Source organism: Streptomyces sp. BF23-19 (assembly GCF_041106355.1).
Taxonomy (GTDB): domain Bacteria; phylum Actinomycetota; class Actinomycetes; order Streptomycetales; family Streptomycetaceae; genus Streptomyces; species Streptomyces virginiae_A.
Window position 1 is genome coordinate 2,448 of record NZ_JBGBPT010000003.1, and the last position, 25,039, is coordinate 27,486.

The 25,039-nt window shown below is 72.6% G+C and carries 21 protein-coding genes; 13 read left to right on the top strand and 8 right to left on the bottom strand.

The features are described from left to right. The first annotated feature begins 78 nt into the window (after positions 1-78). The 3 genes from AB8A24_RS02330 to AB8A24_RS02340 all read left to right on the top strand — a co-directional run bounded on the left by AB8A24_RS02330 (position 79) and on the right by AB8A24_RS02340 (position 2,732). Complete coding sequence (locus tag AB8A24_RS02330; RefSeq protein ID WP_328962026.1) at positions 79-840, top strand: class II aldolase/adducin family protein; 762 nt, start codon at positions 79-81, stop codon at positions 838-840. Positions 841-941: 101 nt separating this feature from the next. Continuing rightward, positions 942-2,198, top strand: a complete 1,257-nt coding sequence (locus AB8A24_RS02335) for a hypothetical protein (RefSeq protein WP_266381309.1) — start codon at positions 942-944, stop codon at positions 2,196-2,198. A gap of 18 nt (positions 2,199-2,216) precedes the next feature. Continuing rightward, the gene (locus AB8A24_RS02340) at positions 2,217-2,732 is read left to right on the top strand and encodes a TQO small subunit DoxD (protein ID WP_369474442.1); all 516 of its coding nucleotides are present in this window, start codon (positions 2,217-2,219) and stop codon (positions 2,730-2,732) included. On the opposite strand, the gene AB8A24_RS02345 is transcribed toward AB8A24_RS02340, so the two are convergent. Together AB8A24_RS02345 and AB8A24_RS02350 are read right to left on the bottom strand one after the other, a co-directional pair. Further along, entirely contained in the window at positions 2,678-2,902 is a 225-nt protein-coding gene (locus AB8A24_RS02345; RefSeq protein ID WP_328962024.1) for a hypothetical protein, read from the bottom strand. The genes AB8A24_RS02340 and AB8A24_RS02345 overlap by 55 nt on opposite strands. After that, positions 2,889-4,214, bottom strand: coding sequence for a PspC domain-containing protein (locus tag AB8A24_RS02350; protein ID WP_328962023.1), 1,326 nt, complete (start codon positions 4,212-4,214; stop codon positions 2,889-2,891). Before AB8A24_RS02350 ends, AB8A24_RS02345 begins: the two co-directional genes overlap by 14 nt. Positions 4,215-4,345: 131 nt before the next feature. Between AB8A24_RS02350 and AB8A24_RS02355 the strand changes: the two genes are divergently transcribed. The 3 genes from AB8A24_RS02355 to AB8A24_RS02365 all read left to right on the top strand — a co-directional run bounded on the left by AB8A24_RS02355 (position 4,346) and on the right by AB8A24_RS02365 (position 7,532). After that, entirely contained in the window at positions 4,346-5,641 is a 1,296-nt protein-coding gene (locus AB8A24_RS02355) for a PspC domain-containing protein (RefSeq protein ID WP_328962022.1), read from the top strand. Further along, positions 5,638-6,336 (top strand): response regulator transcription factor, encoded by a 699-nt coding sequence (locus AB8A24_RS02360; RefSeq protein ID WP_328962021.1) that lies wholly within the window; start codon positions 5,638-5,640, stop codon positions 6,334-6,336. The genes AB8A24_RS02355 and AB8A24_RS02360 overlap by 4 nt, the downstream gene beginning before the upstream one ends. A 92-nt stretch (positions 6,337-6,428) precedes the next feature. Beyond that, entirely contained in the window at positions 6,429-7,532 is a 1,104-nt protein-coding gene (locus AB8A24_RS02365) for an alpha/beta hydrolase (RefSeq protein ID WP_369474444.1), read from the top strand. Positions 7,533-7,551: 19 nt separating this feature from the next. On the opposite strand, the gene AB8A24_RS02370 is transcribed toward AB8A24_RS02365, so the two are convergent. Both AB8A24_RS02370 and AB8A24_RS02375 read right to left on the bottom strand, forming a co-directional pair. After that, positions 7,552-8,625 (bottom strand): NlpC/P60 family protein, encoded by a 1,074-nt coding sequence (locus tag AB8A24_RS02370; protein ID WP_328962019.1) that lies wholly within the window; start codon positions 8,623-8,625, stop codon positions 7,552-7,554. A 143-nt stretch (positions 8,626-8,768) separates the two neighbouring features. Further along, positions 8,769-9,122: a hypothetical protein gene (locus AB8A24_RS02375; RefSeq protein ID WP_369474445.1), complete on the bottom strand. Its 354-nt coding sequence runs from the start codon at positions 9,120-9,122 to the stop codon at positions 8,769-8,771. 110 nt (positions 9,123-9,232) lie between these two features. Between AB8A24_RS02375 and AB8A24_RS02380 the strand changes: the two genes are divergently transcribed. Continuing rightward, positions 9,233-9,583 carry a helix-turn-helix domain-containing protein gene (locus AB8A24_RS02380; protein WP_328962018.1) on the top strand — a complete coding sequence of 117 codons (351 nt, stop codon included), beginning with the start codon at positions 9,233-9,235 and terminating at the stop codon, positions 9,581-9,583. After that, entirely contained in the window at positions 9,567-12,089 is a 2,523-nt protein-coding gene (gene pcrA, locus AB8A24_RS02385; protein ID WP_328962017.1) for a DNA helicase PcrA, read from the top strand. The genes AB8A24_RS02380 and pcrA overlap by 17 nt, the downstream gene beginning before the upstream one ends. 204 nt (positions 12,090-12,293) lie before the next feature. Here pcrA and AB8A24_RS02390 read toward each other — a convergent pair whose 3' ends face one another. Further along, positions 12,294-13,883, bottom strand: a complete 1,590-nt coding sequence (locus tag AB8A24_RS02390) for a M23 family metallopeptidase (protein WP_369474446.1) — start codon at positions 13,881-13,883, stop codon at positions 12,294-12,296. A gap of 221 nt (positions 13,884-14,104) precedes the next feature. Next, positions 14,105-14,866: an alpha/beta fold hydrolase gene (locus AB8A24_RS02395; RefSeq protein WP_328962015.1), complete on the bottom strand. Its 762-nt coding sequence runs from the start codon at positions 14,864-14,866 to the stop codon at positions 14,105-14,107. Between the two features lie 192 nt (positions 14,867-15,058). Here AB8A24_RS02395 and AB8A24_RS02400 point away from each other — a divergent pair, with 192 nt between their 5' ends. Next, the gene (locus AB8A24_RS02400; RefSeq protein WP_030712743.1) at positions 15,059-15,460 is read left to right on the top strand and encodes a cobalamin B12-binding domain-containing protein; all 402 of its coding nucleotides are present in this window, start codon (positions 15,059-15,061) and stop codon (positions 15,458-15,460) included. A gap of 86 nt (positions 15,461-15,546) precedes the next feature. Here the strand turns inward: AB8A24_RS02400 and AB8A24_RS02405 are convergent, their stop codons facing one another. Beyond that, on the bottom strand, positions 15,547-17,130 hold the full coding sequence (locus tag AB8A24_RS02405; protein WP_369474449.1) for a DUF5691 domain-containing protein: 1,584 nt from the start codon (positions 17,128-17,130) through the stop codon (positions 15,547-15,549). A 266-nt stretch (positions 17,131-17,396) separates the two neighbouring features. Next, complete coding sequence (locus AB8A24_RS02410; RefSeq protein WP_369474451.1) at positions 17,397-18,737, bottom strand: SWIM zinc finger family protein; 1,341 nt, start codon at positions 18,735-18,737, stop codon at positions 17,397-17,399. A 134-nt stretch (positions 18,738-18,871) separates the two neighbouring features. On the opposite strand from AB8A24_RS02410, the gene AB8A24_RS02415 reads away from it, so the two are divergent. From AB8A24_RS02415 to sucC, 4 genes are all read left to right on the top strand, one after another. Next, a complete protein-coding gene (locus AB8A24_RS02415; protein WP_328962012.1) occupies positions 18,872-19,978 on the top strand; it encodes an AAA family ATPase in 1,107 nt (368 codons plus the stop codon). Further along, positions 19,975-22,248: a DUF5682 family protein gene (locus tag AB8A24_RS02420; RefSeq protein ID WP_369474453.1), complete on the top strand. Its 2,274-nt coding sequence runs from the start codon at positions 19,975-19,977 to the stop codon at positions 22,246-22,248. The genes AB8A24_RS02415 and AB8A24_RS02420 overlap by 4 nt, the downstream gene beginning before the upstream one ends. A 122-nt stretch (positions 22,249-22,370) precedes the next feature. Next, positions 22,371-23,564, top strand: coding sequence for a VWA domain-containing protein (locus AB8A24_RS02425; RefSeq protein WP_369474455.1), 1,194 nt, complete (start codon positions 22,371-22,373; stop codon positions 23,562-23,564). A gap of 291 nt (positions 23,565-23,855) precedes the next feature. Next, entirely contained in the window at positions 23,856-25,034 is a 1,179-nt protein-coding gene (gene sucC, locus AB8A24_RS02430; RefSeq protein ID WP_030389142.1) for an ADP-forming succinate--CoA ligase subunit beta, read from the top strand. The last annotated feature ends 5 nt before the right edge of the window (positions 25,035-25,039 follow it).

The following is a 25,039-nucleotide window of genomic DNA, read 5'->3' on the forward strand; positions in this document are numbered from 1 at the left end:
GCCTTCGCCGTTCCTCTGGCCACTTGGCAGGGGCCCGGGTACCTTGCGCGGCGAACCGAGCCGTTCGAAGGAGCGCCCATGCCGGACCAGCCCGTACCCGTGCCCGTGGAGCGGCTGGGCTTCGAGATGCCGCCCGTGCACGACACCGCCGAAGCGGCGCGCGCCCACCGCAAGGAGCGGCTCGCCGAGGCGCTGCGGCTGCTGGGGCGCCTCGGGTACGAGGACGGGGTGGCGGGGCAGATCACCGCACGGGACCCGGAGTTCGAGGACTGCTACTGGGTGAACCCCTTCGGCCGGGCCTTCACCGCGCTCACCGCCGACGACCTGCTGCTGGTCGACGGGGACGGGCGGGTGGTCACGGGCGGGCGCCGGGTCAACCAGCTGGCCTTCGCGGTGCACGCGGCCGTCCACCGCCGGCGCCCCGAGGTGGTCGCCGTCGTCCGCGCGCGGGCCCCGTACGGCCGGGCCCTCGCCGCCCTGGGCGAGCTGCTGGCCCCGATCAGCGAGGAGGCCTGCGCCTTCTACGAGGACCACGCGCTCCTCGACGAGTACGCCGGGGCCGACGAGCCGGAACGGACCGCGCTCGCGCTGGGCCCGTACAAGGCACTGGTCCTGCGCAACCGGGGGCTGCTGACGGTGGGGGACTCCGTGGACGCCGCGGTCTGGTGGTTCATCGAGGCGGAACGGGCCGCGCAGGTGCAGCTGATCGCCCGGGCCGCGGGGAAACCGGTGCCCATCGACCACCGGGCAGCGGCCCTGACGCGCGAGCGGTTCGGGTCCGATCTGGCCGCCTGGGTGAGCTACCAGCCCCTCAGGGAGCTGGTGGCGTCAACATCATGAACCGTTAATCACCTGCTCTGACATCGTGCGCAATCCGGAGCACTGCCGCAGTGGTGCACAATTCGCTGGCATTGCACCGGAGTTCAGAGAGGCGGCACGTAGTGGCTGTCCAAGAGATGTCCCGAGGTACCCATACCACCGCCTGCGCCTGCGACGAGTGCGCCCGCGAGGGCCACCGACGCGCGGTCGCGGCGTTCCTGGAGAAGCGCGACGAGTTCGCCTCCGGGCAGGGCGTGCCGGCCGCCGTGGCCCACTCGCTCGGGGCCTCCCGCCAGTGGGTCTCCGACGAGCTGACCCTGTCCGCCCGTACCGTCGCCGACCGGGGCCGGGAGGCCGGCAACTCCTGGCTGTACCTGTTCTCGCGGCGGGCCGTCCTCGCCGTCTGGATCGCCGCCGGGGTCCTGCTGCTGGTGCAGGTCGCCGCCGCGCTCGGCACCGGCTGGTCCACGGCGCGCACCGCCGGGCTGCTGGCCGCCCTGGTGCTGGCCGGGCTGCTCACGGTCGCGGCCCGCGCCCAGTCGGTACGGGGCGGGCTGCTGGCCCCGCTGGTCGGCGAGGACAACCGGCTGTCCACCTCCAAGGCGGTGCCCAGTGCCTGGGTGGTGCTGACGGCCTTCGCCACGCTGCTGCCCGCGCTGCGGCTGGCCACCTCCGCGCCCGGGCCGCAGCGGCAGGCGCTGTACGCGGGCCTGGCGCTGGACCGGGCGCTGCCGCTGCTGGCGGTGGTCTCGCTGACCTCGGCCGTGGCGGTGCTGGTGCGCCGGGTGGTCTCCGTACGGATCATGGGTCAGCGGCTGCAGAAGCTGCCGGCCGACCGGCCGCGCGGGGTGGACCTGCTGACGGACGACGCCGGCCGCGGGAGCTTCCCCGACGCCCAGTACGTCCTCGTCTCGACCGTGGTGCTCTGCTACGCGGCGGTCTCGCTGGCGCGCTTCCCCGACCGGCTGCCGCAGCTGCCCTGGGCGCTGGCCCTGCTGGTGGCGCTGTCGGCCGCGGTGTACCTGGCGGCGAAGTACGCGGAGGGCAGCCGTCCGCTGGTGCTGTCGGTGGTGCGCAGACGGGAGCCCGGGGATCTGGACGCGGCCGTCCGCCCCGGGGACGACATCGAGATCCGGGGTGTGGGCTTCGTGCCGCCGGGGGCGCAGACGCCCGAGATGCTGGCCCGTCTGGTCGTACGGATCGGGGCGGTGCACGTGCACGTACCGCTGGTCCCGGTGGCGGGCGGATTCACCAACCCCTCCGACGCCGTGCTGACCGTGCCGGTCCCGGCGGAGGTGGAGCCGGGGCGCGTCGAGATCCAGGTGGTCACGGCCGCGGGGGTGGAATCCAACCGCTGCACCATCGATGTTGCCGAGTGATCGGGGTACACATGTCCCGTGAACCGAACCGATGTTCTTGAAACCGACGCCCCTCGCACCGCGGTGGGCCCGCGTGAGCTGGCCTCCCGGCACGCGCTGCTGCCCTTGCGGCTCTTCCTCGGCGTGACCTTCGTGTACGCGGGGATCGACAAACTGACCGACCCGGCGTTCCTCTCCGCCTCCGGCGACGGCTCCATCGGCGACCTGATGCGCGGGGTGCGTGACACCTCCGCGATCCCCGCCATGGTGGACATGGCGCTGAGCTCGCCCGTCGGCTTCGCCGTGGCCCTGGCCATCGGGGAGATCCTGGTCGGCCTCGGAGCCATGGTCGGCCTGCTGACCCGTATCGCGGCCGTCGGCGGGGCGCTGATCGCGCTCAGCCTCTGGCTCACGGTGTCGTGGGCCGTGACCCCGTACTACTACGGCAACGACCTGATCTACATGATGGCGTGGACCCCGCTGATCCTCGCCGGAGCGCCCTACCTGTCGCTGGACTCGGTGATCCGGTCGCGCCTGTCCCGGCGTACGGCATAGGTCACCAGCCCGACCAGCGCGGCGAGGGTGAGCCCGCCCATGGTGATCGGGATGACCGCGAACCAGGGCAGGTCCGCCTCGCCGGTGGTGCCGACCAGGTAGAGCACGCCCGCCACCACCAGGGCCAGCCCCGCGATCAGCCGTCCCGGCTGGAACTCATGACGCCGCACGGGCCACCTCCACCTGTCCGAAGTCCGCACCGAGGTGCAGCTCGATCGTCCCGCCGGCCTCGGTGCCGGCAGCCGGCGCGAGGGTCTCCGTGCGGTTCTGCTCACCGATCCGCTCGATCCGGTCCGCGCGGTCCCCGGGCATCCGCACGTCGCCCGCACGCCGGATGGTGACATCGGCCTGCGCGGTGACCTCCCGCGGCAGGACCACCTTGAGCCGGCCCGCCTCGATCGAGGCCGCGACGGCCACCGTGGTGCCCTTCGGCACGTCCAGCCGGCTCAGGTCCAAGGTGGCGAGCCCGGTGCCCGCCTCGTACACGGGTTGCACGTCGGCCACCGCGGCCGGCCGCCACTCCACCCGTTGCCAGTCCGTGCCGATCTCCCGGGGCAGTACGGCCGCGCCCGCGAGCAGACCCGCGGTGAACACGGCCAGCACGATCGTGCCGAACCCGGTACGTCCCAGCAGGGAGCTGACCGCGAGGCCCAGACCGAAGACGATCAGCGCCGCGGCGAGCCCGGTCTGCAGTGCCTCGCCGAGCGGGTTGCCCTCCCAGGTGGCGGCGGTCCCCGCGATCCCGGCCAGCAGCGCCAGCACGAAGACCCGGCCGCCGATGCCGCCGCGCGGGCGGGCCGGGGCGACGGGCGCCTTCGCGGCCGCCTCCGGGGTGCGGCGGCCGACCACCGCCGGATCCTCGGTGTCGTCCGGCCCCCACAGATATCCCGTCCCGCCGACCGGGCCGGTCGTACCGTCCTTGACCAGCGGGTCCCGCCACCAGGACGGCCCGCCGGGGGTGGGCGGCGCCTGTGTCTCCGGCGGGGCCGGCGAGTGCGCGGCGCGGGGGGCCCCGCCGGCCGGGTCGGGCGCCTGCGCCTCGGGCCCGGTGTGGCGCTTGCGCTGCGACCAGTACGAGGCCCCGCCCAGCGCCAGCACGACCAGCACCGAGAAGGCCGCCAGCCCGCCGTTGTCCAGCATCGACAGGAACAGCGCGCAGCCCACCAGCGCGGCGAACACGGCCGCCAGCGTGGCCCCCTCCACCCGGCCGGTCAGCAGCTTCTTCGCCTCGCTGTCCTCCTCGCCGTCCTGGGGGAGGAGCAGCCACGCGAAGCCGTAGAAGATCAGACCGACGCCGCCGGTGACCGCGAGGACACCGAGGACGATGCGGAAGACCACCGGGTCCAGGTCGAAGTACCGGCCGAGGCCGCCGCACACGCCCGCGAGGACCTTGTCGCGCTTGCTGCGGCGCAGGGGCGGCCTGGGGTCGGCGGCCCGCAGGCCCCCGGGCCCGGCCGGCGGGGCGTCGTGTACTTCGGTCATGGGTCCATGGTGACGGCCCGACGAAGCGCGCGGCATCCGGCCCTACCCTGGTGCAACCCTGATATCCCCCCGGTACAAGTGGGGGGATGCCCTGATGCCCGGCCACCACCGCGCGTGTGACCCTTGGTGACATGCCCGTAGCCGCCGCTCCCCGTACCCCGCACGCACCGGACGCCGACGAGGTGCCGCAGCGCAAGCTCTACCGCAGCGCCGACGGCCGGATGCTCGGCGGTGTGGCGCGCGGTCTCGCCGGGCACCTCGGGCTTCCGGTGGGCTGGGTCCGCCTGGCGTTCCTCCTGCTGTTCATGTGGGGCGACGGGCTGGGCGTGCTGCTGTACGCCGCGTTCTGGGTCTTCGTACCGCTCGGCGTCGGCGGCCGGACCGGGCACCGCTCCTTCTTCGAGACCCTCCCCGACGGCACCCGCCGACTGCGCAAGCCCGACCGCGGGCAGATCACCGCGCTGATCGCCCTGTTCATCGGCGCGGGCATCTTCATCTCCAAGGTCCAGCTCGGCGGCGCGTCCGGCCGGTACGTGTGGCCGACGCTGCTGGTCGGGGCCGGGGTGGTGCTCGTGTGGCGGCAGGCCGACAACGCCCGCCGCGCCCACTGGTCGACGGCCGCCGGACGGCACGGACGGCTCTTCCAGGTGGCGCGGGCGCTGGCCGGCGTCGCCCTGGTCGGGGTGGGCCTGACCGTCTTCATCGTCGTCCGGGGCTCCGCCGCACAGCTCGGCAACGTCCTCACCGCCACCCTCGCCGTCCTCGTCGGCGTGGCCCTGCTCGCCGGACCCTGGCTGATCCGGATGACCCAGGACCTGTCCGAGGAACGCCTGATGCGCATCCGCGCCCAGGAGCGCGCCGAGGTCGCCGCCCACGTGCACGACTCGGTGCTGCACACCCTCACCCTGATCCAGCGCAACGCGGAGGACGTCTCCGAGGTGCGCCGCCTCGCGCGGGCGCAGGAACGAGAACTGCGGAACTGGCTCTACAAGCCCGAGGGCACCGGCAAGGACGAGGCGGAGGAGCCGGCCACCCTCGCGGAGGCCGTGAAGAAGACCGCCGCCGAGGTGGAGGACCACCACGGCGTCCCGATCGAGGTCGTGGTCGTCGGGGACTGCCCGCTCGACGAGCGGCTGGCGGCACAGATACAGGCCGCGCGCGAGGCGATGGTCAACGCCGCCAAGTACGGTGGCGAGGGCGGGCCCGTACAGGTGTACGCGGAGGTCGAGGGGCAGACGGTGTTCGTGTCCGTACGGGACCGGGGACCGGGCTTCGACATCGACGCGGTACCCGGAGACCGCATGGGCGTACGAGAATCGATCATCGGCCGGATGCAGCGCAACGGCGGGACCGCACGGCTGCGGTCCGCGCCCGACGGCGGCACGGAAGTCGAGCTGGAGATGGAGAGGGCGGCGAACACAGCATGACCGAGGCGGGAGAGAACGCAGGCGTGGGGGAGACCAGGCGTGTCCGGGTGGTGCTCGTCGACGACCACAGGATGTTCCGTACGGGAGTGCAGGCCGAGATCGGCGAGACCGAGCGGACGGGCGTCGAGGTCGTCGGCGAGGCGGCCGACGTCGACCAGGCCGTCACCGTCATCACCGCCACCCGGCCCGAGGTGGTCCTGCTCGACGTGCACCTGCCCGGCGGGGGCGGCGTCGAGGTCCTGCGGCGCTGCGCCCCGCTGATGGCGGCGGCCGAGAACCCGGTGCGGTTCCTGGCGCTGTCGGTGTCGGACGCGGCCGAGGACGTCATCGGGGTCATCCGGGGCGGTGCGCGCGGGTACGTCACCAAGACCATCACCGGTAGCGACCTGGTGGACTCGGTCTTCCGGGTGCAGGACGGGGACGCGGTGTTCTCGCCGCGGCTGGCGGGCTTCGTGCTCGACGCGTTCGCCTCGACGGACGCGCCGCCGGTCGACGAGGACCTGGACCGGCTCACGCAGCGCGAGCGCGAGGTGCTGCGGCTGATCGCGCGCGGGTACGCGTACAAGGAGATCGCCAAGCAGCTCTTCATCTCGGTGAAGACCGTGGAGTCGCACGTCTCCGCCGTCCTGCGCAAGCTCCAGCTCTCCAACCGGCACGAGTTGACCCGCTGGGCGACGGCCCGCCGCCTGGTCTGAGTCCGGCGTCCGGGGTCTGACCTGCGGTGTGACCCACGCCGCAGGTCGACCTGGCAACCGGGAGCGCGCCCGCCGCCCTCTAGGCTGGCGTGATGAGCTTGACCGGTACACCCTTCTTCGCGACGGTGATCGCCCTGACGGTGATCGCCGTCGTCCTTCCGCTGGCCGTGTGGAGCAAGGTGCGCGGTCCGGCCGCCGTACGCACCGCCCTGCGCGCACTGATGGTGGTGTTCGCCCAGGTCACAGCCGTCGCCGTGGTGTTCGTCGCGGTCAACCGGGCCGAGCACTTCTACGCCTCCTGGAGCGACCTGCTCGGTACCGGCAAGTACGTCACGGCCGCCCCCGACCTCGGTCCGGACGGACTCGGCGGCAAGAAGGTCGAAGAGGCCCCGAAGGTCAAGCAGGAGTTCCAGCCGGTGGAGGGGCTGGGCGGCCGCGTCAAGAAGACCGAGCTCGACGGCAAGATCTCCGGGGTCAAGGGCGACGTCATGGTGTGGCTGCCGCCGCAGTACGACGACCCGGCCTACAAGGACAAGAAGTTCCCGGTGGTCGAGCTGATACCGGGCATACCGGGGACCGGGAAGTCCTGGTTCCAGGGACTCAAGGCGCACGAGGTGCTGGAGCCGCTGATGAAGAGCGGCAAGGTCCAGCCGTTCATCCTGGTCTCGCCGCGCGCCATGCTGCTCGGCAACGGCGACACCGGCTGCGCCAACCTCCCCGGCAAGGTCAACGCGGACAGCTGGTTCAGCGTCGACGTCCGCAAGATGGTCGTCGACAACTTCCGGGCCTCGGACGAGGCCCGCACCTGGGGCGTGGCCGGCTACTCGGCCGGCGCGTACTGCGCCGCCAAGCTCGCCATCGCCCACCCCGACCGCTACAGCGCGGCCGTCTCCCTGTCCGGCTACAACGACCCGGGGCAGGAGCCCTCGTCGCTGGTCGCCAAGGACCCCGAACTGCGCCGCACGCACAACCTGAAGAACATGCTCCAGGCCGCGCCCACCCCGCCGCCGGTGGCGCTGTGGATGTCGGGGGCCGAGCAGGACGGCTACCTGTCCGGCCTGGACCTCAAGGCGATCGCCAAGAGCCCGACCACGGTGCACGCGGAGAAGGTCGTCGGCGGGCACAACCTCGAATCGTGGTCCAAGCAGCTGCCGCAGACCTTCGGCTGGCTGAGCGGCGTGGTCAAGGCGCCGTAGACGCCCGCGGCTGAGGGGACTACGCGGGACGGGAGGCGCCGGCCCAGGGCATCGAGTCGATCGGCGCCAGCCGGACCGTGGATCCGGGGCGCGGGGCGTGGATCATCTGGCCGTTGCCGATGTAGAGGCCGACGTGGGTCACCCCGGAGTAGAAGAACACCAGGTCGCCGGGGGCCAGCTGGTCGCGGGAGACGCGCCGGCCGGCGTTGATCTGGGTGTAGGTGGTGCGGGGCAGGGAGACCCCGGCCGAGCGCCAGGCCGCCTGGGTCAGGCCGGAGCAGTCGAAGGACCCCGGGCCCGTCGAGCCCCAGACGTACGGCTTGCCGATCGCGCTGTACGCGAAGGCCACGGCGCGGGCCGCGCGCGAACCGTCGGACGGGGGCGGGGGCGTGTTGCCCTGGGACGCGGCGGATCCGGCGGGTGCGCCGGCCGAGCCGCCGACCGAGCCGCCGGCCGATCCGGCCTCGTAGGCGGCCCGCTCCTCGGCGGTGAGCCGGGCCAGCATGTTCTTGGCGGCGGTGAGCTTCTCCTCGATCACGGCCTTGTGCGAGGCGAGTTCCCGCTGCCGGGAGCGGAGGTCGGCGAGCCGCCCGGAGGCCCGCTCGCGGAGCTTGCCGACCTCGTCGAGCCGCCGGCGCACGGTGGTGATCCCGGCGGCGTTGCGGTCCCCGGCGCGGGCGATGAACGCGGCCTGGGAGAGGTACTCCTGCGGGTCGGAGGCCAGCGCGAGCTGGACGGCGGTACCCAGGGACCCGCTGCGGTACTGGGAGGCCGCGAGCGTTCCGAGCGCGCTGCGGGCGGTGTTGAGCTGGTCGGTCTTGCGGGCGGTCTCCTCGCGCAGCCCGGTCAGCGCGCGTTCGGCCTCGTCCGCCTGTTCCTTCGCCCCGTTGTACTGCTCGGTCGCCGCCTCGGCCTCCTGGTAGAGCCGGTCCACCTCCGACTTGACCTGGGCGGGGGTGGGCCGAGGGTCGGCCTGGGAGGTGCCTTCGAAGGTGGTGACGGTGGCAGCGCCCGCGAGGGCGAGGGTGGCGGCGGTCGTCCGTACCGGGCCGCCGGAGAGCGGGCGCTGCCTGGGCTTTCGATGACTGGCCACGCGGGCCTCACGTCCTTCCTCTGTCGGTGCTTGGAGGAGGACGCTAGACCCGAAGGTAACGGGCGGATGACGAGATGATCGTAAGTGTCTCGATACGATCGGAGCTGGCTGCCGAGGACCGGAGCGGATCGTTCCGGTGTGGGTCAGTGCCAGAGAAGGGCGATGAAGATGTTGATCACGGTCAGCCCGCCGACGGCCCCGAACAGCGCCTTGTCCACGTGCTCCTCGTCGCGCTTGACGTAGACGAGGCAGAGGATCACGAAGAGGATGGCGAGCTTCACGCCGACCTTGACGTTGTTGACGGGGGTCCCGTCCATCTGGTTGAAGCCGACCAGGAGAACGCCGGTGACGAGCATGGTGAGCGCGCCGTGCCGCATGGCGGGCGTGAAACGGGCGGTACCCGCGCTCATCGCCTTCATCTGGGTCAGGAAGCCACCGAGGAGCGCGGCGATCCCGATGATGTGCAGGCCGACGAAGACACTGATGAGTACGTCCATGGCGTCGAGCGTACGAGGCGGCCCGGTCAGCCGAGGAAGCGGGTCGGTGCGGCCGTCACGGCCTCCGGCCGCCCCGCCATGTCCGTACGAGGTCTGCGTACAGTGGGGTCATGCCTGCTGCCGCCGCCGAGCCGACCCACCCCGCCGCCGACCGCATCGAGCTGGTCGAGGTGCTGGCGGCGCTCGGACACCCCGTCCGGCTGGAGATCGTCCGCAAGCTGGCCTCCGGCGCGGAGGCGTTCTGCGGCGAGGTCGTCCCCGACCTGCCCCGCTCCAGCGTCACGCACCACCTCAAGACGCTGCGCGAGAGCGGGCTCATCTGCCAGCGCCCCCAGGGCCGCAAGCTCTTCCTCGCGCTGCGCCGCGAGGACCTGGAGCTCCGTTTTCCCGGTCTGCTCGAACTCGTGCTGGCCTGTCGGTCCCGCCCCCTAGACTCGGAATGCGATGAGCAGCCTCTTTGACGACAGTTTCCTGGCGGACCTCACCCCCTCCGACGAGGTCCCGCCGCCGCCCGAGGACCACGCCGCCCCCGAAGCGGGCGCGGACGATCTCTTCGGGGGGCGGTTCGACGTACCCATGAGCGGGGACGCGTACTACCGGGACGGCGCCCCCAGGCCCGTCATCGACCCGGCGACGCTCCTGGACGGGCTCAACGAGGAGCAGCGCGCGGCCGTGGTGCACGCGGGCACCCCGCTGCTCATCGTGGCCGGCGCCGGCTCCGGCAAGACCCGGGTACTGACCCACCGCATCGGACACCTGCTGTCCGCGCGCAACGTCCACCCCGGCCAGATCCTGGCGATCACCTTCACCAACAAGGCCGCCGGTGAGATGAAGGAGCGCGTCGAGGGCCTGGTCGGCCCGCGCGCGAACGCCATGTGGGTCTCCACCTTCCACAGTGCGTGCGTGCGCATCCTGCGCCGCGAGTCCAAGCGGCTCGGCTTCACGTCCTCGTTCTCGATCTACGACGCGGCCGACTCGAAGCGCCTGATGGCGCTCGTCTGCCGCGACCTGGACCTGGATCCGAAGAAGTTCCCGCCGAAGGCCTTCAACGCCAAGATCTCGAACCTGAAGAACGAGCTGATCGACGAGGAAGCCTTCGCCGACCAGGCCGTCGACGGGTTCGAGAAGACCCTCGCCCAGGCGTACGCGATGTACCAGGGGCGGCTGCGCGAGGCCAACGCGCTCGACTTCGACGACATCATCATGACCACGGTCCACCTGCTCCAGGCGTTCCCGGACGTCGCCGAGCACTACCGGCGCCGCTTCCGGCACGTCCTCGTCGACGAGTACCAGGACACCAACCACGCGCAGTACACGCTGGTGCGCGAGCTGGTGGGCACCGGCTACCCCGACCTGCCCCCGGCCGAGCTGTGCGTGGTCGGTGACGCCGACCAGTCGATCTACGCCTTCCGCGGGGCGACCATCCGCAACATCCTCCAGTTCGAAGAGGACTACAAGGACGCGACGACGATCCTGCTGGAGCAGAACTACCGCTCCACGCAGACGATCCTCTCCGCGGCCAACGCGGTCATCGAGCGCAACGAGAACCGCCGCGCGAAGAACCTGTGGACCGAGGCCGGCACCGGCGCCGTCATCACCGGCTACGTCGCGGACACCGAGCACGACGAGGCCCAGTTCGTCGCCGACGAGATCGACCGGCTCACCGACGCGGGCGACGCCAAGGCGGGCGACGTCGCGATCTTCTACCGGACCAACGCGCAGTCCCGCGTGTTCGAGGAGATCTTCATCCGGGTCGGACTGCCCTACAAGGTCGTCGGCGGCGTGCGCTTCTACGAGCGCAAGGAGGTCCGCGACGTCCTCGCGTACCTGCGCGTCCTGGCGAACCCCGAGGACAACGTCCCGCTGCGGCGCATCCTGAACGTGCCCAAGCGCGGCATCGGCGAACGCGCCGAGGCGATGATCGACGCCCTCGCGATGCGCGAGAAGATCACCTTCCCGCAGGCCCTGCGCCGCGTGGACGAGGCCTTCGGCATGGCGGCGCGCTCCACCAACGCGGTGAAGCGGTTCAACGTGCTGATGGAGGAGCTGCGCACGATCGTCGACTCGGGCGCGGGCCCGGCGGTGGTGCTGGAAGCGGTGCTGGAGCGGACGGGGTACCTCGCCGAACTCCAGGCGTCGACCGACCCGCAGGACGAGACGCGCATCGAGAACCTGCAGGAGCTCGCGGCCGTGGCCCTGGAGTTCGAGCAGGCACGCGAGGCCGCGGCGGCCGAGGCCGCCGAGACCGGGGCCCCGGCTCCCGGGTCCGGCACCCTGGCCGAGTTCCTGGAGCAGGTCGCGCTCGTCGCCGACTCCGACCAGATCCCGGACGAGGACACCGAGGGCACGGGCGTCATCACGCTGATGACCCTGCACACCGCCAAGGGCCTCGAATTCCCCGTGGTCTTCGTGACCGGCATGGAGGACGGGGTCTTCCCGCACATGCGGGCGCTGGGCCAGACCAAGGAGCTGGAGGAGGAGCGCCGCCTCGCCTACGTGGGCATCACACGGGCGCGCGAGCGGCTGTACCTGACCCGCTCCAGCATGCGCAGCGCGTGGGGCACGCCCTCGTACAACCCGCCGTCGCGGTTCCTGGAGGAGATTCCGGCCGAGTACCTCCAGTGGAAGCGGACGGGCGCCACGCAGAAGCCGGCGGGTCCGATGCGCAGCTCGGGGTACGGGTCGTCGTCGTCCGGATCGGGCAAGGCGACGTTCGGCACCTCGCCGGAGGCGTTCCTGTCCTCGTCGCGCACGAAGTCGGGGCCGTCCGGATTCGCGACGCGGCGGGCCGCCGACAAGCCGGTCATCGCCCTGGTGGTCGGGGACCGGGTCACGCACGACCAGTTCGGGCTCGGCACCGTCATGGAGGTCAAGGGAGCGGGCGCGGACGCGCAGGCCACCATCGACTTCGGGGACGACAAGCCCAAGCGGCTGCTGCTGCGTTACGCGCCGGTGCAGAAGCTGTAGGACGACGGACGGCCGCGTCGATCGTCGGCCACGCGCCTTCGGGCCGCGCGGCGCTCACATCGGTTGTCAGGTGCGGGAGTCGCGTCGGCCGGGTCGTGTCGGCCGAGGTGTCGTCGACCGCGGGTGTCGTCGACCGAGGGTTACGTCGACCGAGGGTTACGTCGACCGCGGGTTACGTCGACCGCGGGTTACGTCGACCGCGGGTTACGTCGGGTCCAGACCGTGGCTGCGCAGCCACGGCAGGGGGTCGATCGCGGATCCGCCGCCGGGCCGGACCTCGAAGTGGAGGTGCGGGCCGGTGGAGTTGCCCGAGTTGCCCGAGTAGGCGATGACGTCGCCCGCCTTGACCTTGCCACCGCGGATCTTGGTGGAGCTGAGGTGGCAGTACCAGGTCTCGGTTCCGTCGGGCGCGGTCACTATCGCCATGTTCCCGTAGGCGCTGTTGTACTGGGTGCGCACGGTGCCGTCGGTGGCCGCCATGACCGGGGTCCCGTAGGAGACCGGGAAGTCGATGCCGGTGTGCACCGACATCCACATGCCGCCGGCCTGGCCGAAGTTGGCGCTGAGGCCGTGCTGGTTCACGGGGATGGCGAACTTGGGGCGGGCGGCCTCCTTGGCCGCGGCCTCCTCCGCCTTCTTCTTCTTTTCCTCTTCCTGGCGCTCGCGCAGGTCGATGCGCTCCTGCGTGCGGCTCGCGCGGTCCGCGAAGTCGCCCGCGTCGGCGCTGAGCGCGACCAGTTGGGTGTCGAGCTTGGTGTTCGCCGCGACCGGTTTCACCGAGGCCGGGTCGGGCGCGGCCATCGTGGTGGGCTCCTCGGCGGGCCGGTCCGTGCCGGTGAGGCCGCCGACGGAGGCGGCCGCGACGCCCGCGACGCCCATCACGCAGGCGGAGGGCACGGCCACGGTCAGCAAGGCGGAACGCTTCGCCGGATTGCGGCGACGGCTGCTGCCACCGCTGCCGCTGCTCGCCTTGGCGGCGGAGCCGGTCTTGCCGTTGCCCTTGGCGGCCGTCCGGCGCGCGGAGCGCGGGGTCGAGGTCACGGGCATGGTCTGGGTGGGGAGGTCGTGGACCTCGGGCAGATCGTGAGCCTCGGGCAGATCGAACGCCTCGGACGCCTCGTGTGCCTCGTGCGCTTCGTGGACCTGCGGCGTTTCCTCGGAGAGCACCTCGAAGACGGCGGTCTCGCTGTACGTGGCGGACTCGGTCTCGAAGCCGGTCTCGAAGCCGTTCCGGTGACCGGAGTCGACGACGACGGCCTGGGTGGCCTCGTAGGCGTAGCCGACGGTGGTCGCCTGGTACGCGTACTCCTGCTGCGCGGATTCGGGCGCGGGCCGGTACTCGTACGCGTAGCCCGCCTCGGGCTGGGCCGGGGTCTCGGCGACGGTGTTCCAGGCGGTGGCGTCGTAGGCGCCGGTCTCGGTGCCGGTGGTGCCGTAGCCCGGCATCGCCCAGTGCCCGGTCTGCTCGCCGGAGGTGTCGTAGCCGAAGGAGGGCTGCTGGTACTGCGGGTAGCCGGAGTAGTCCGTGCTCGGCGTGTTCCAGGCGCTCGCGTCCCAGCTCCCGGTGGTGTCCTCGGGGGCGACCTGGGTAGGGATCGTGGACAGGTAACTGTCCTGCGAGGCCCACGCGGTGGCGTCGTACGCGCCCGTGTCGTAGGAACCGTAGGCGGCGTAGTTGACGCCCTGGCCCTGCGTTTCATAGGCAACGTAGGGCGAGTCACCAGCGAAAGCGGTGGTGGAAAGGCCGTCGTACCCGGGATCCGGATACTGGCCCGACGTGGGGCGGTCGTTCACCAACTTCTCTTTCGCCTCGGCAGTGGGGGCCTGGGTGGCCGGGAACGCAAGGTTCACCGGAGGAGAGCAGTGGCGTGACTGTACCCGGCGGTTACTCGCCACGACAATCTTCGCCGGGTCCCCAGATCTCCGGAACCGGGCATTCGGCCGTCTTTCGGTCGTCGAAATGCGGACCCTTGGCCTTGAGTTCGAAATTAGTTCGACTCCTGGTCGCTCGTCGGCTAGGCGACGGAGGCGGCGTCGGTGCCCGCGACGGCGGCCAGGCCGGGCCCGTCGAGGGTGCGGCGGACCGCCGCGATCACGGCGGGATGAGCGGCCAGCGCAAGATGTCCGATACCGGTGACCTGCACGTTCTCCACACACAGATCCGGGTGTTCGATCCGCGCGGTCGCGACCGGAATCATGATCGCGTCGAACTCGCTCCAGAACGCGACGCATCGGGTGGCACAGCCGGGCGTGGGCGCGGCGAGCTCGGTGATCACCTCGGAGTCCGGGCGTATCTGGCGAATCAGCGGGTGCGCGTCCATGAAAGGGGCGACCCGGGTGCCGGAGTGCGGGGTGCCGAGGGTGACGAGCGTCCGGACGCGGCTGTCTCCGCCGAGTCGCTGCACGTAGTACCGGCCGACCAGCCCGCCCAGGCTGTGCCCGACCAGATCCACCCGCTCCTGCCCGGTGCGCTCGCACAGCTCCTCGACACGCCGGGCGAGATGGCGGGCGGTGACGCGCAGGTCGAGGGTGAACGGGGAGTAGTTGTACGCCTCCACGTGCCGGCCTCCCGCTCCGAGCGCGCGGCGCAGCAGGACGAAGACGGACCGGTTGTCGGTGAACCCGTGGAGCAGGAGCACCGGCGGCCGTGTCGTGGGCGGGCGGGCGGCGACCTTTTCCTGGCACACTCCGGTGGGATACAGCAGGAGGTGCCCGCCGAACACCATCACCTCGAGTGCGCCGGCCCGCAGCGCGGCGCCGGACAAGGGCATGGACATGGGTACGGACAGCCCCATCGACGGCCTCCCCTGAGCCTCAGCGGGACCGCGGCGGTCGCACCACCGTGCCGTGCGGCTGTCGGCACGGTGGCGCAATGCCGTCCCACGTGTGATTTCCCCCTCGTGATTGACCGCGAAACGGCGGCGTGCGCGATGCTGTACTTAACGTTCGTTCACTCGGGAGGCAGTGCGATGGGTGTGACCGGTCCGATCCGTGTGGTGGTGGCCAAGCCGGGTCTCGACGGCCACGACCGCGGGGCCAAGGTGATCGCGCGGGCGCTGCGGGACGCGGGCATGGAGGTCATCTACACCGGCCTCCACCAGACCCCCGAGCAGATCGTGGACACCGCCATCCAGGAGGACGCCGACGCGATCGGCCTCTCGATCCTCTCCGGCGCCCACAACACGCTCTTCGCGCGCGTGCTGGAACTCCTCAAGGAGCGCGACGCGGAGGACATCAAGGTCTTCGGCGGTGGCATCATCCCGGAGGACGACATCGCCCCTCTGAAGGAGAAGGGCGTGGCCGAGATCTTCACGCCGGGCGCGACGACGACCGCCATCGTGGAGTGGGTCAACGCCCACGTCCGCCAGTAACCTCCGGCGGTTCGGCAGGAATCGGGCAGGCCGCGCCGCACCCGCGCGCGGCCCGGCCCGCACCCGGCCGAGCGTCCCCGCAGAGGTCAGGCCGGGGTCAGTTCGGCCAGCATCGTCGCGCGCAGGCGAAGGGTCGAGACGAGTCGCCGGAATGCCTCGGCCCAGTACGCGGCCGCGCCGGGGGCCGCGTCCGGCAGGTCCTCCGCGGCCGTGGTCAGGGCCTCCAGTCGGCTCGCCTCCGCGGGATCGAGGCAGCGCTCCGCCAGTCCCATCACCCCGCTGAAGCTCCACGGGTAGCTCCCCGCGTCCCGGGCCGTGTCCAGTGCGTCCACGACCGCCCGGCCCAGCGCCCCCGCCCACGGCACCACGCACACCCCGAGCAGCTGGAACGCCTCCGACAGTCCGTGGGCCCGTATGAACTCCGCGACCCACTCCGCCCGCTCCGCGTGCGGGAGGGTCTCCAGCAGCTTGGCCCGTTCCGCGAGCGAGGCCGTGCCCGGGCCCGCCGCGGGCGGCGCGGACGCCGGGCCGAGCAGGGCCCGCGACCACGGCGCGTCGCGCTGACGTACGGCGGCCCGGCACCACGCCGCGTGCAGCTCCTCCGTCCAGCCGTCGCCCACGGCCACCGGCAACGCCACTATCTCCGCCGGGCCGAGCCCCCCGAACCGCTCCCGCCAGCACGACAGCGGCGCCGCCTCCACCAACTGGCCCAGCCACCAGGCCCGCTCCCCGCGGCCGGCGGGCGGCCGCTTGACCACCCCGTCGCGGAGCATCCCCGCGTCGCACTCGGCCGGCGGAGTCACCCCCTCGGGGCCCACGCAGGCCAGCGCGCGCTCCGCCATCCGTCCCGCCAGCGCCGAGGTCGGCAGCGCCGACAGCAACTCGGCTGCCGTGGCACGGACATTGCGGCTGCGATCGCCCAACGCCGCCTCCAGGAAGGGCTCGTCATCCCCCGACAGTCCCACCCTCAGCGAATCGAGGAACATCAGCCGGTCCTCGGCCCGTTCGGTGGCCCAGGTCGTCATCAACAGCCGCGGCGCGGCCGCCGCCTCGTGGGCCCGGACGGCCCCGAGCAGGGCCACCCGTTCCGCGAACAGCCCCTCCTGCCACAGCCGTTCCACCGCGGGCCGGTCCGTCACCGCCGGCAGTTCCCCGGCGCCGCCCGAACCCCCGCGCAGGGCGAACCGCCAGTCCGGATTCATCCGCGCCAGCCACAGCCCCCGCGTCCCGGCCAGGGCCAGGGCCTGCGGCCGTAGGTCCGTACGGGCCCGGGCCGCGTCCAGCAGCGCCGGTACGAGCGCGGCCGGCGAGCGGTAGCCGTGCCGCGCGGCCGCGGCCAGCCACTGCGGCAGCAGCTCCGTCAGGTCCGGGGCGGACCCGCGCCGCCCGCCGCCGTTGACCGGACCGCTCCGCCCGGCCAGCAACTGCGCCAGCCTGCGGCCGGCCGCCTCCGGTGGCGCCGGCCGGGGATCGCGGGGCGCGGGATCCGGACGCGGCCCCGCCTCGGCCGGTCGCAGCCCGGCCCGGCGCCGTACGGCATGCACGGCCGCCGCGTCGAGCAGCGCCTCCGGCGAGCCCGCCGGGCCCCCGTCCCGGCGCCGCTCGGTGCCCAGCAGCGCGGTGGCGACCAGCCCCTCCCACTCCCCGTACCCCTCGTCACCCTTGTCCATCGGGCCCCTCCCTCGTCGCTCGTCGTCGGTCGCTCGTCGTGTCATGGGCTCCGGTCCCGCCCCCTCCACGGGACCGGAGCTGTCGATGTCCCCGTCTGCCTGCTCGCCTTCAGCTGGCGTGGTTGTCGTTCATGCAAGCCCCCCGGCTCGTCGTCGTTTCGCGTGCGGCGCCCCCCGGCGCCGTGCGTCTTCCTTGCCGCCGCCCCCGTGTGACGGCACAGGACCCCCCAGGCCCCCTGCGATGTGTTTCCCTTTTCCGCTCCTGATCAGGACAGGGCGACGGGCTCGGTCGAGTCCGGGTGCCAGGCCGTCAGAGGGGTGAAGCCACGGTGGCCGCACTCGCCGAACACCGTCACCGGGCCCCCGCCCGACAACGCGGCCAGCTGCCAGAGCCCCCCGCGCGAGCGGCCGCCCCCGGTGAGGGGCACCGGCAGGGCGGAGGTGCCCTCCGCGTCCGCCAGCTGCCAGCCGAGCTCTCCCGGTATCGGAACCACCGGACCGAGCACCACCGGCCAGGACTCCAGCCACGGGTCCTCCCGCAGCGCCGCCCCGTACGCCTCCAGGGCCGCCCCCGTGCTCACCCCGGCCGGAACCTCCGCGCCCGGCACGGCCGCCGCGAACCTCTCACCGAGGTCCGCACGCAGCCCCGCCGACCCGGGCCGGAAGCGCATCTCCGCCTCCAGCACCAGCCCCACCGGCAGTGCCGGCCCCGGTGGCCGCCCGGGCGGTCCGAAGTCCAGCACCAGCGCGGGCCGCCCGCCTGCCAACCCGCGCAGCCATATCCGGCGGGTGGTGAGCCGGCCGTCCGGCGACACCGTGTCGTACTGGGCGAGCACCAGCCAGCGGTCCCGTACGGCCTCCCCCTCCCCGGAGACCGGCAGTCCCACGCGGCTGCGCACCGTCGCCGCCAGCTCTTCCGGCAGCCCGGCCACCCCCAGCCACGCCCGGTCGAGCAGGTGCAGCAGCGCCGCCTCCTCCAGCATCCGGGCGGGCCAGCCGGGGCCGCAACTGGGTATCGTCCCCAACTCCCGCACCCGCCCGGCCAGTCCGGGTGCCTGGGCGTCGACCATGCGGGCCGCCGTCTCCTCCCACCCCGCGTATCCGGCCTGCTCCTGGCCCGCGAGGCCGCCACGCAGCAGATCGGCCAGCCGCTGCTCCAGCTCGGTGACGCCCGCGCCGACGCGCGCCGCGCGCCGCTCGGCCCGTTTCCGAGCCCCCTCCTCGTCGACCGGCGCGGCCCTCCCTCCGGGGGGCCGCGCGGCCTTGGCCGCCCGGTCCGCGAGCCACTGCGCGGCCCACTCCGGAGCCTCGCCCGGCTCTCCGACCCCCTCCGCCGACCAGAGCAGCAACAGCCCCAGCGCGTGCTTGCAGGGGAACTTCCGGCTCGGACAGGAGCACTTGTACGCGGGGCCCGTCAGGTCCACGACCGTGCGGTACGGGTTGCTGCCGCTGCCCTTGCACAACCCCCACACCGAACCGGAAGCGGAACCTCCGATCTGCAACCACGGCCCTGCCCCGCCGAGTCTGCCCCCCGCCTTGCGTGAGGCGTCGTCAGGAGCCAGATCCAGTACCTGTTCCGCTGTCCAGCGGTCCCCCTGCTCAGTCATGTGAACCACCGTAGAGACCCCCACTGACAATCGCTCTGACCAGCAACAACGCTATCCGCGCCGTCCGTTGTCAGTGGCGTGGTGCACCGTGGGGTCAGCAGTCGGGAGCGGCTGCCGAGCTTTGGAGGGGGACCATGACCATGCCCGAGAACGAGCAGCGAGCAGAGGCTCTGCGACCGCACGCCGAAGACGCCTTCGCACACGAACTGAAAGCCCTGGCAGCCGCCGACGACCGGCCCCGCCCGACCCGCTGGAAGCTCTCCCCGTGGGCCGTCGCCACCTACCTGCTCGGCGGCACCCTCGACGACGGCACGGTGATCACACCCAAGTACGTGGGACCGCGCCGCATCGTCGAGGTCGCCGTCACCACCCTGGCCACCGACCGCGCCCTCCTCCTGCTGGGCGTCCCCGGCACCGCCAAGACCTGGGTGTCCGAACACCTCGCGGCCGCCGTCAGCGGAGACTCCACCCTCCTCGTCCAAGGCACCGCCGGCACACCCGAGGAAGCCATCCGCTACGGCTGGAACTACGCCCGGCTGCTGGCTCACGGGCCCAGCCGCGAGGCGCTCGTCCCCAGCCCCGTCATGCGGGCCATGGCCGAGGGCATGACCGCCCGCGTCGAGGAGCTCACCCGCATCCCCGCCGACGTCCAGGACACCCTCATCACCGTCCTGTCCGAGAAGAACCTCCCGATACCGGAGCTCGGCGAAGAGGTGCAGGCCGTGCGCGGCTTCAACCTCATCGCCACCGCCAACGACCGGGACCGCGGCGTGAACGAGCTCTCCAGCGCCCTGCGCCGCCGCTTCAACACCGTGGTGCTGCCCCTGCCCGCCACCGCCGACGCCGAGGTCGACATCGTCGCCCGCCGCGTCGACCAGATGGGCCGCGCCCTCGACCTGCCCGCCGCGCCCGAGGGCCTGGAGGAGATCCGCCGCGTCGTCACCGTCTTCCGCGAGCTGCGCGACGGCGTCACCGACGACGGCCGCACGAAGGTGAAGTCGCCCAGCGGCACCCTGTCCACCGCCGAGGCCATCTCCGTCGTCACCGGCGGCCTGGCCCTGGCCGCCCACTTCGGGGACGGCGTGCTGCGCCCCTCCGACGTGGCCGCCGGGATCCTCGGCGCCGTGGTCCGCGACCCGGCGGCCGACAAGGTGGTCTGGCAGGAGTACCTGGAGGCCGTGGTCCGCGAGCGCGACGGCTGGAAGGACTTCTACCGGGCCTGCCGGGAGGTGACCGTATGAGCCCGAGCCCGACGCGGGGCCCGCTGCTGCTGGGCGTACGGCACCACGGGCCCGGCTCGGCCCGTGCCGTCCGGGCGGCCCTGGAGGCGGCCCGGCCCGAGGCGGTGCTCATCGAGGGCCCGCCCGAGGGGGACGCGCTGCTGCCGCTCGCCGCCGAGAAGGGGATGCGGCCGCCCGTCGCGCTCCTCGCGCACGCGGCGGACGATCCGGGCCGGGCCGCGTTCTGGCCGCTGGCCGGGTTCTCACCCGAGTGGGTGGCCATCCGCTGGGCCCAGGAGCACGACGTCCCGGTCCGGTTCATCGACCTCCCGGCGGCGCACTCGCTCGCCACCGGAGCGGACGGGCCGGACGGGGCCGAGTCCGAGCCCGACGCCGTCCGACTCGACCCCCTGGCCGTGCTGGCCGAGACCGCCGGGTACGACGACCCCGAGCGCTGGTGGGAGGACGTGGTCGAGCACCGCGGCGCCCGGGGCGCGGGGGAGGACGTGCTCGGCGCCTTCGAGGCGCTCGGGGAGGCCATGGGAGCCCTGCGCGAGGCGTACGGCGACGGGGGCCACCGGCGCGACCTGGTGCGCGAGGCGTACATGCGGCAGCGGATGCGGGCCGCCCGCCGGGAGTTCGGCGACGCCTACGCCGTGGTGTGCGGGGCCTGGCACGTCCCCGCGCTGCGGGCCAAGGCCACCGTGGCCGCCGACAAGGCCCTGCTGAGCGGCCTGCCGAAGGTCAAGGTGGAGACCACCTGGGTGCCCTGGACCCACCGCAGGCTCGCCCGGGCCGGCGGGTACGGCGCCGGGATCACCTCCCCCGGCTGGTACGCCCACCTCTTCACCGCCGCGGACCGGCCCGTCGAGCGGTGGCTGACCAAGGTCGCCGGACTGCTGCGCGAGGAGGACCGGCAGGTCTCCTCGGCCCATGTCATCGAGGCGGTCCGGCTGGCCGAGACCCTCGCCGCGATGCGGGGCCGGCCGCTGCCGGGCCTGACGGAGACCCTGGAAGCGGTCCGGGCCGTGATGTGCGACGGCTCCGACATACCGCTCGCACTGATCGAGGACCGGCTCGTCGTCGGCGACGTGCTCGGCGAGGTCCCGGACGGAGCACCCGTCGTACCCCTCCAGCGCGACCTGACACGACAGCAGCGCACGCTGCGGCTGAAGGCCGAGGCGCAGGACCGCGAGCTGGAACTGGACCTGCGCAAGGACACCGACACGGCGAAGTCCCTGCTGCTGCACCGGCTGCGGCTGCTCGGCATCGGCTGGGGCACACCCGTCGCGTCCCGGGCCGGCACCGGAACCTTCCGGGAGACCTGGCGGCTGCGGTGGGAGCCGGAGCTGTCGGTGCGGATCGCCGAGGCCGGCATATGGGGGACCACCGTCCTCGGCGCGGCCACCGCCAAGGCCGAGGCGGACGCCGCCGCGGCCGAGGAACTGGGCGAGGTGACGGCCCTGGCCGAGGAGTGCCTGCTGGCCGGGCTCGCGCAGGCGCTGCCCGCCGTACTGCGGGCCCTCGCGGACCGGGCCGCGCTGGACACCGACGTGGCGCGGCTCGCCAAGGCCCTGCCGGCCCTGGCCCGTTCGCTGCGGTACGGGGACGTCCGCGGCACCGACGCGACGGCGCTCGGCGCCGTGGCGGCCGGGCTCGCCGAGCGGATATGCGTGGCGCTCCCCTCGGCCTGCACGGCCGGACTGGACGCCGACGCGGCCGCCGAGATGCGCGGCCACGTGGACGGGGTGCACGGGGCGATCGGGCTGCTGGCGGACGCCGACGAAGGGCTGCGGGAGCGCTGGTCCGCGGTGCTCGCCGTGCTGGCCGACCGGGACACCGTGCCCGGCGTGATCCGCGGGCGCGCGGCCCGCCTGCTCCTCGACGACGGGCGGCTGCCGGCCGAGGAGACGGCCCGGCTGATGGGGCTCGCCCTGTCCCCGGCCTCCTCCCCGGCCGACGCGGCGGGCTGGATCGAGGGCTTCGCGGGCGGCGGCTCGGGCGGGGGCACGCTGCTCGTCCACGACGACCGGCTGCTGGGCCTGATCGACACCTGGCTGGTGGGGGTGCCGGAGCGCGCGTTCACCGACGTACTTCCGCTGCTGCGGCGGACGTTCGGGGCGTACGAGCCGGGCGTGAAACGGACCTTGGGCGAGCTGGTGCGACGCGGTCCCGGCGGTGCGGTCGCCGCCGCCTCGGCGTCCGCGGCCCCCGAGGGCTTCGCCCCGGAGCTGGACACGGAGCGGGCGGACGCGGTGGTGGGGCTGGTGCGGATGCTGCTCGCCGGGTGAGGCGCGGCGCCGTTTCCGGGGGCGCTGCCGCCGGACCCCCGCGCCTCGAACGCCGGCGGGGCTGGATGGGGCGGGGCCGAATCGAAGAGCGACGAGTACGACGAGTGCAGGGGGACGGACGGATGAGCGGTACGGACATGAGCGTGGCGGCGGCACGGGACACCGCGGACCCCTCCGGAGGCGAGCGGCTGCGGCGGTGGCGGATGGTGCTCGGCGGGGGCGAGGCCGATGGCACCGGGTGTGCGCTGACCGGGCGGGACGCGGCGATGGACGCCGCGCTCGGCGCCCTGTACGGCGGGGGCGGCGAGGCGGGGTCCCGTAGGACGTCGGGGGCGCGGTCGGCCGGGCTCGGCGGGTCCGCGCCGAATGTGGCCCGCTGGCTCGGGGACATCCGTACGTACTTCCCGAGCTCCGTGGTCCAGGTCATGCAGCGCGATGCCATCGAGCGGCTGGGCCTGGCCGCCCTGCTGCTGGAACCGGAGATGCTGGAGGCCGTCGAACCGGACGTGCACCTGGTCGGCACCCTGCTCTCCCTGAACAAGGCGATGCCCGAGACGACGAAGGAGACGGCGCGGGCCGTGGTCCGCAAGGTGGTCGAGCAGTTGGAGAAGCGGCTCGCGAACCGCACCCGGGCCACCCTCACCGGCGCCCTCGACCGCTCCGCCCGGATCAGCCGGCCCCGTCACCACGACATCGACTGGAACCGCACGATCCAGGCCAATCTCAAGAACTACCTGCCCGAGTACCGCACCGTCGTCCCCGAGCGGCTGATCGGGTACGGCCGGGCGGCCCGATCGGTGAAGAAGGAGGTGATCCTCTGCATCGACCAGTCGGGTTCGATGGCGGCCTCCGTCGTGTACGCCTCCGTCTTCGGTGCGGTCCTCGCCTCCATGCGCTCGATCGCCACCCGTCTGGTCGTCTTCGACACCGCGATCGTCGACCTGACCGACCAGCTCGACGACCCGGTCGACGTGCTCTTCGGCACCCAATTGGGCGGTGGCACCGACATCAACCGTGCTCTCGCCTACTGCCAATCGAAGATCACCCGGCCCGCCGACACCGTCGTGGTCCTGATCAGTGATCTCTACGAGGGCGGTATCCGCAACGAAATGCTGAAGCGGGTCGCCGCGATGAAGGGGGCGGGCGTCGAGTTCGTGACCCTGCTGGCCCTGTCCGACGAGGGCGCCCCGGCCTATGACCGCGAGCATGCCGCAGCCCTTGCGGCACTTGGGGCGCCGGCCTTCGCCTGCACTCCCGACCTGTTCCCGGAGGTGATGGCCGCGGCGCTGGAGAAGCGCCCCCTGCCGATCCCCTGACGGAATGCCGGCCGGCCCGTCCCGTCCGCTGCTGTGAATCGGTGAATCCCACGAACTTCCAGTTCAACCGTGAGGCGATCTGTGACAGGTATCACCGCTCAGGTGTGATCTGCGATTTAGGGACCCACGGCCCTCGGGGATAACCTGCGGGACGGACATGCCGCGTCCACGGTCACCGTGTGCGCCTTCCTTGTGACAGCGCCGTCACGTTGCCCTCCGCGGCACGCCCACGCAGATAGCAGACAACCGCGAATCACTGCGAATCTTTAAAAAGACAAGGGACGGACGCGCGTGGACCTGTTCGAGTACCAGGCGAGGGACCTCTTCGCCAAGCACGGTGTACCGGTGCTGGCCGGTGAAGTCATCGACACGCCTGAGGCGGCTCGCGAGGCCACCGAGCGGCTGGGCGGCAAGTCGGTCGTCAAGGCGCAGGTGAAGGTCGGCGGCCGCGGCAAGGCCGGTGGCGTGAAGCTGGCCGCCACCCCGGACGAGGCCGTCGCCCGGGCGACGGACATCCTCGGCATGGACATCAAGGGCCACACGGTCCACAAGGTGATGATCGCCGAGACGGCTCCGGAGATCCTGGAGGAGTACTACGTCTCGTACCTCCTCGACCGGACCAACCGCACCTTCCTCGCCATGGCGTCCGTCGCGGGCGGCATGGACATCGAGCAGGTCGCCGAGGAGACCCCGGAGAAGCTCGCCAAGGTCCCGGTGAACGCCAACGAGGGCGTGACCATCGAGAAGGCCCGCGAGATCGTCGCGCTGGCGCAGTTCCCGGCCGAGGTCGCCGAGAAGGTCGCCGAGGTCCTCGTGACCCTGTGGGCGACCTTCATCGCCGAGGACGCGCTCCTCGTCGAGGTCAACCCGCTCGCGAAGGTCGCCAACGGCGACGTCATCGCGCTCGACGGCAAGGTCTCGCTCGACGAGAACGCCGAGTTCCGCCAGCCGGGTCACGAGGAGTTCGTGGACCACGCTGCCGCGAACCCGCTCGAGGCCGCCGCCAAGGCGAAGAACCTCAACTACGTCAAGCTCGACGGTGAGGTCGGCATCATCGGCAACGGCGCGGGTCTCGTCATGAGCACCCTCGACGTCGTCGCCTACGCCGGCGAGAACCACGGCGGCGTCAAGCCCGCCAACTTCCTGGACATCGGCGGGGGCGCCTCCGCCGCCGTCATGGCCAACGGTCTCGAGATCATCCTCGGCGACCCGGACGTCAAGTCCGTCTTCGTCAACGTCTTCGGCGGCATCACCGCGTGCGACGAGGTCGCGAACGGCATCGTCCAGGCGCTGCAGCTGCTCGCGGACAAGGGCGAGGCGGTCACCAAGCCGCTCGTCGTCCGTCTCGACGGCAACAACGCCGAGCTGGGTCGCAAGATCCTCTCGGACGCCAACCACCCGCTGGTGCAGCGCGTGGACACCATGGACGGCGCGGCCGACAAGGCCGCCGAGCTCGCGGCTGCGAAGTAAGGGCA

Coding starts and splice junctions, on each gene's coding strand:
- AB8A24_RS02330 (WP_328962026.1), top strand. CDS start 79: ATGCCGGACCAGCCCGTACCCGTGCCCGTGGAGCGGCTGGGCTTCGAG.
- AB8A24_RS02350 (WP_328962023.1), bottom strand. CDS start 4,214: ATGACCGAAGTACACGACGCCCCGCCGGCCGGGCCCGGGGGCCTGCGG.
- AB8A24_RS02355 (WP_328962022.1), top strand. CDS start 4,346: ATGCCCGTAGCCGCCGCTCCCCGTACCCCGCACGCACCGGACGCCGAC.
- AB8A24_RS02360 (WP_328962021.1), top strand. CDS start 5,638: ATGACCGAGGCGGGAGAGAACGCAGGCGTGGGGGAGACCAGGCGTGTC.
- AB8A24_RS02365 (WP_369474444.1), top strand. CDS start 6,429: ATGAGCTTGACCGGTACACCCTTCTTCGCGACGGTGATCGCCCTGACG.
- AB8A24_RS02375 (WP_369474445.1), bottom strand. CDS start 9,122: ATGGACGTACTCATCAGTGTCTTCGTCGGCCTGCACATCATCGGGATC.
- AB8A24_RS02380 (WP_328962018.1), top strand. CDS start 9,233: ATGCCTGCTGCCGCCGCCGAGCCGACCCACCCCGCCGCCGACCGCATC.
- pcrA (WP_328962017.1), top strand. CDS start 9,567: ATGAGCAGCCTCTTTGACGACAGTTTCCTGGCGGACCTCACCCCCTCC.
- AB8A24_RS02395 (WP_328962015.1), bottom strand. CDS start 14,866: ATGTCCATGCCCTTGTCCGGCGCCGCGCTGCGGGCCGGCGCACTCGAG.
- AB8A24_RS02400 (WP_030712743.1), top strand. CDS start 15,059: ATGGGTGTGACCGGTCCGATCCGTGTGGTGGTGGCCAAGCCGGGTCTC.
- AB8A24_RS02405 (WP_369474449.1), bottom strand. CDS start 17,130: ATGGACAAGGGTGACGAGGGGTACGGGGAGTGGGAGGGGCTGGTCGCC.
- AB8A24_RS02410 (WP_369474451.1), bottom strand. CDS start 18,737: ATGACTGAGCAGGGGGACCGCTGGACAGCGGAACAGGTACTGGATCTG.
- AB8A24_RS02415 (WP_328962012.1), top strand. CDS start 18,872: ATGACCATGCCCGAGAACGAGCAGCGAGCAGAGGCTCTGCGACCGCAC.
- AB8A24_RS02420 (WP_369474453.1), top strand. CDS start 19,975: ATGAGCCCGAGCCCGACGCGGGGCCCGCTGCTGCTGGGCGTACGGCAC.
- AB8A24_RS02425 (WP_369474455.1), top strand. CDS start 22,371: ATGAGCGGTACGGACATGAGCGTGGCGGCGGCACGGGACACCGCGGAC.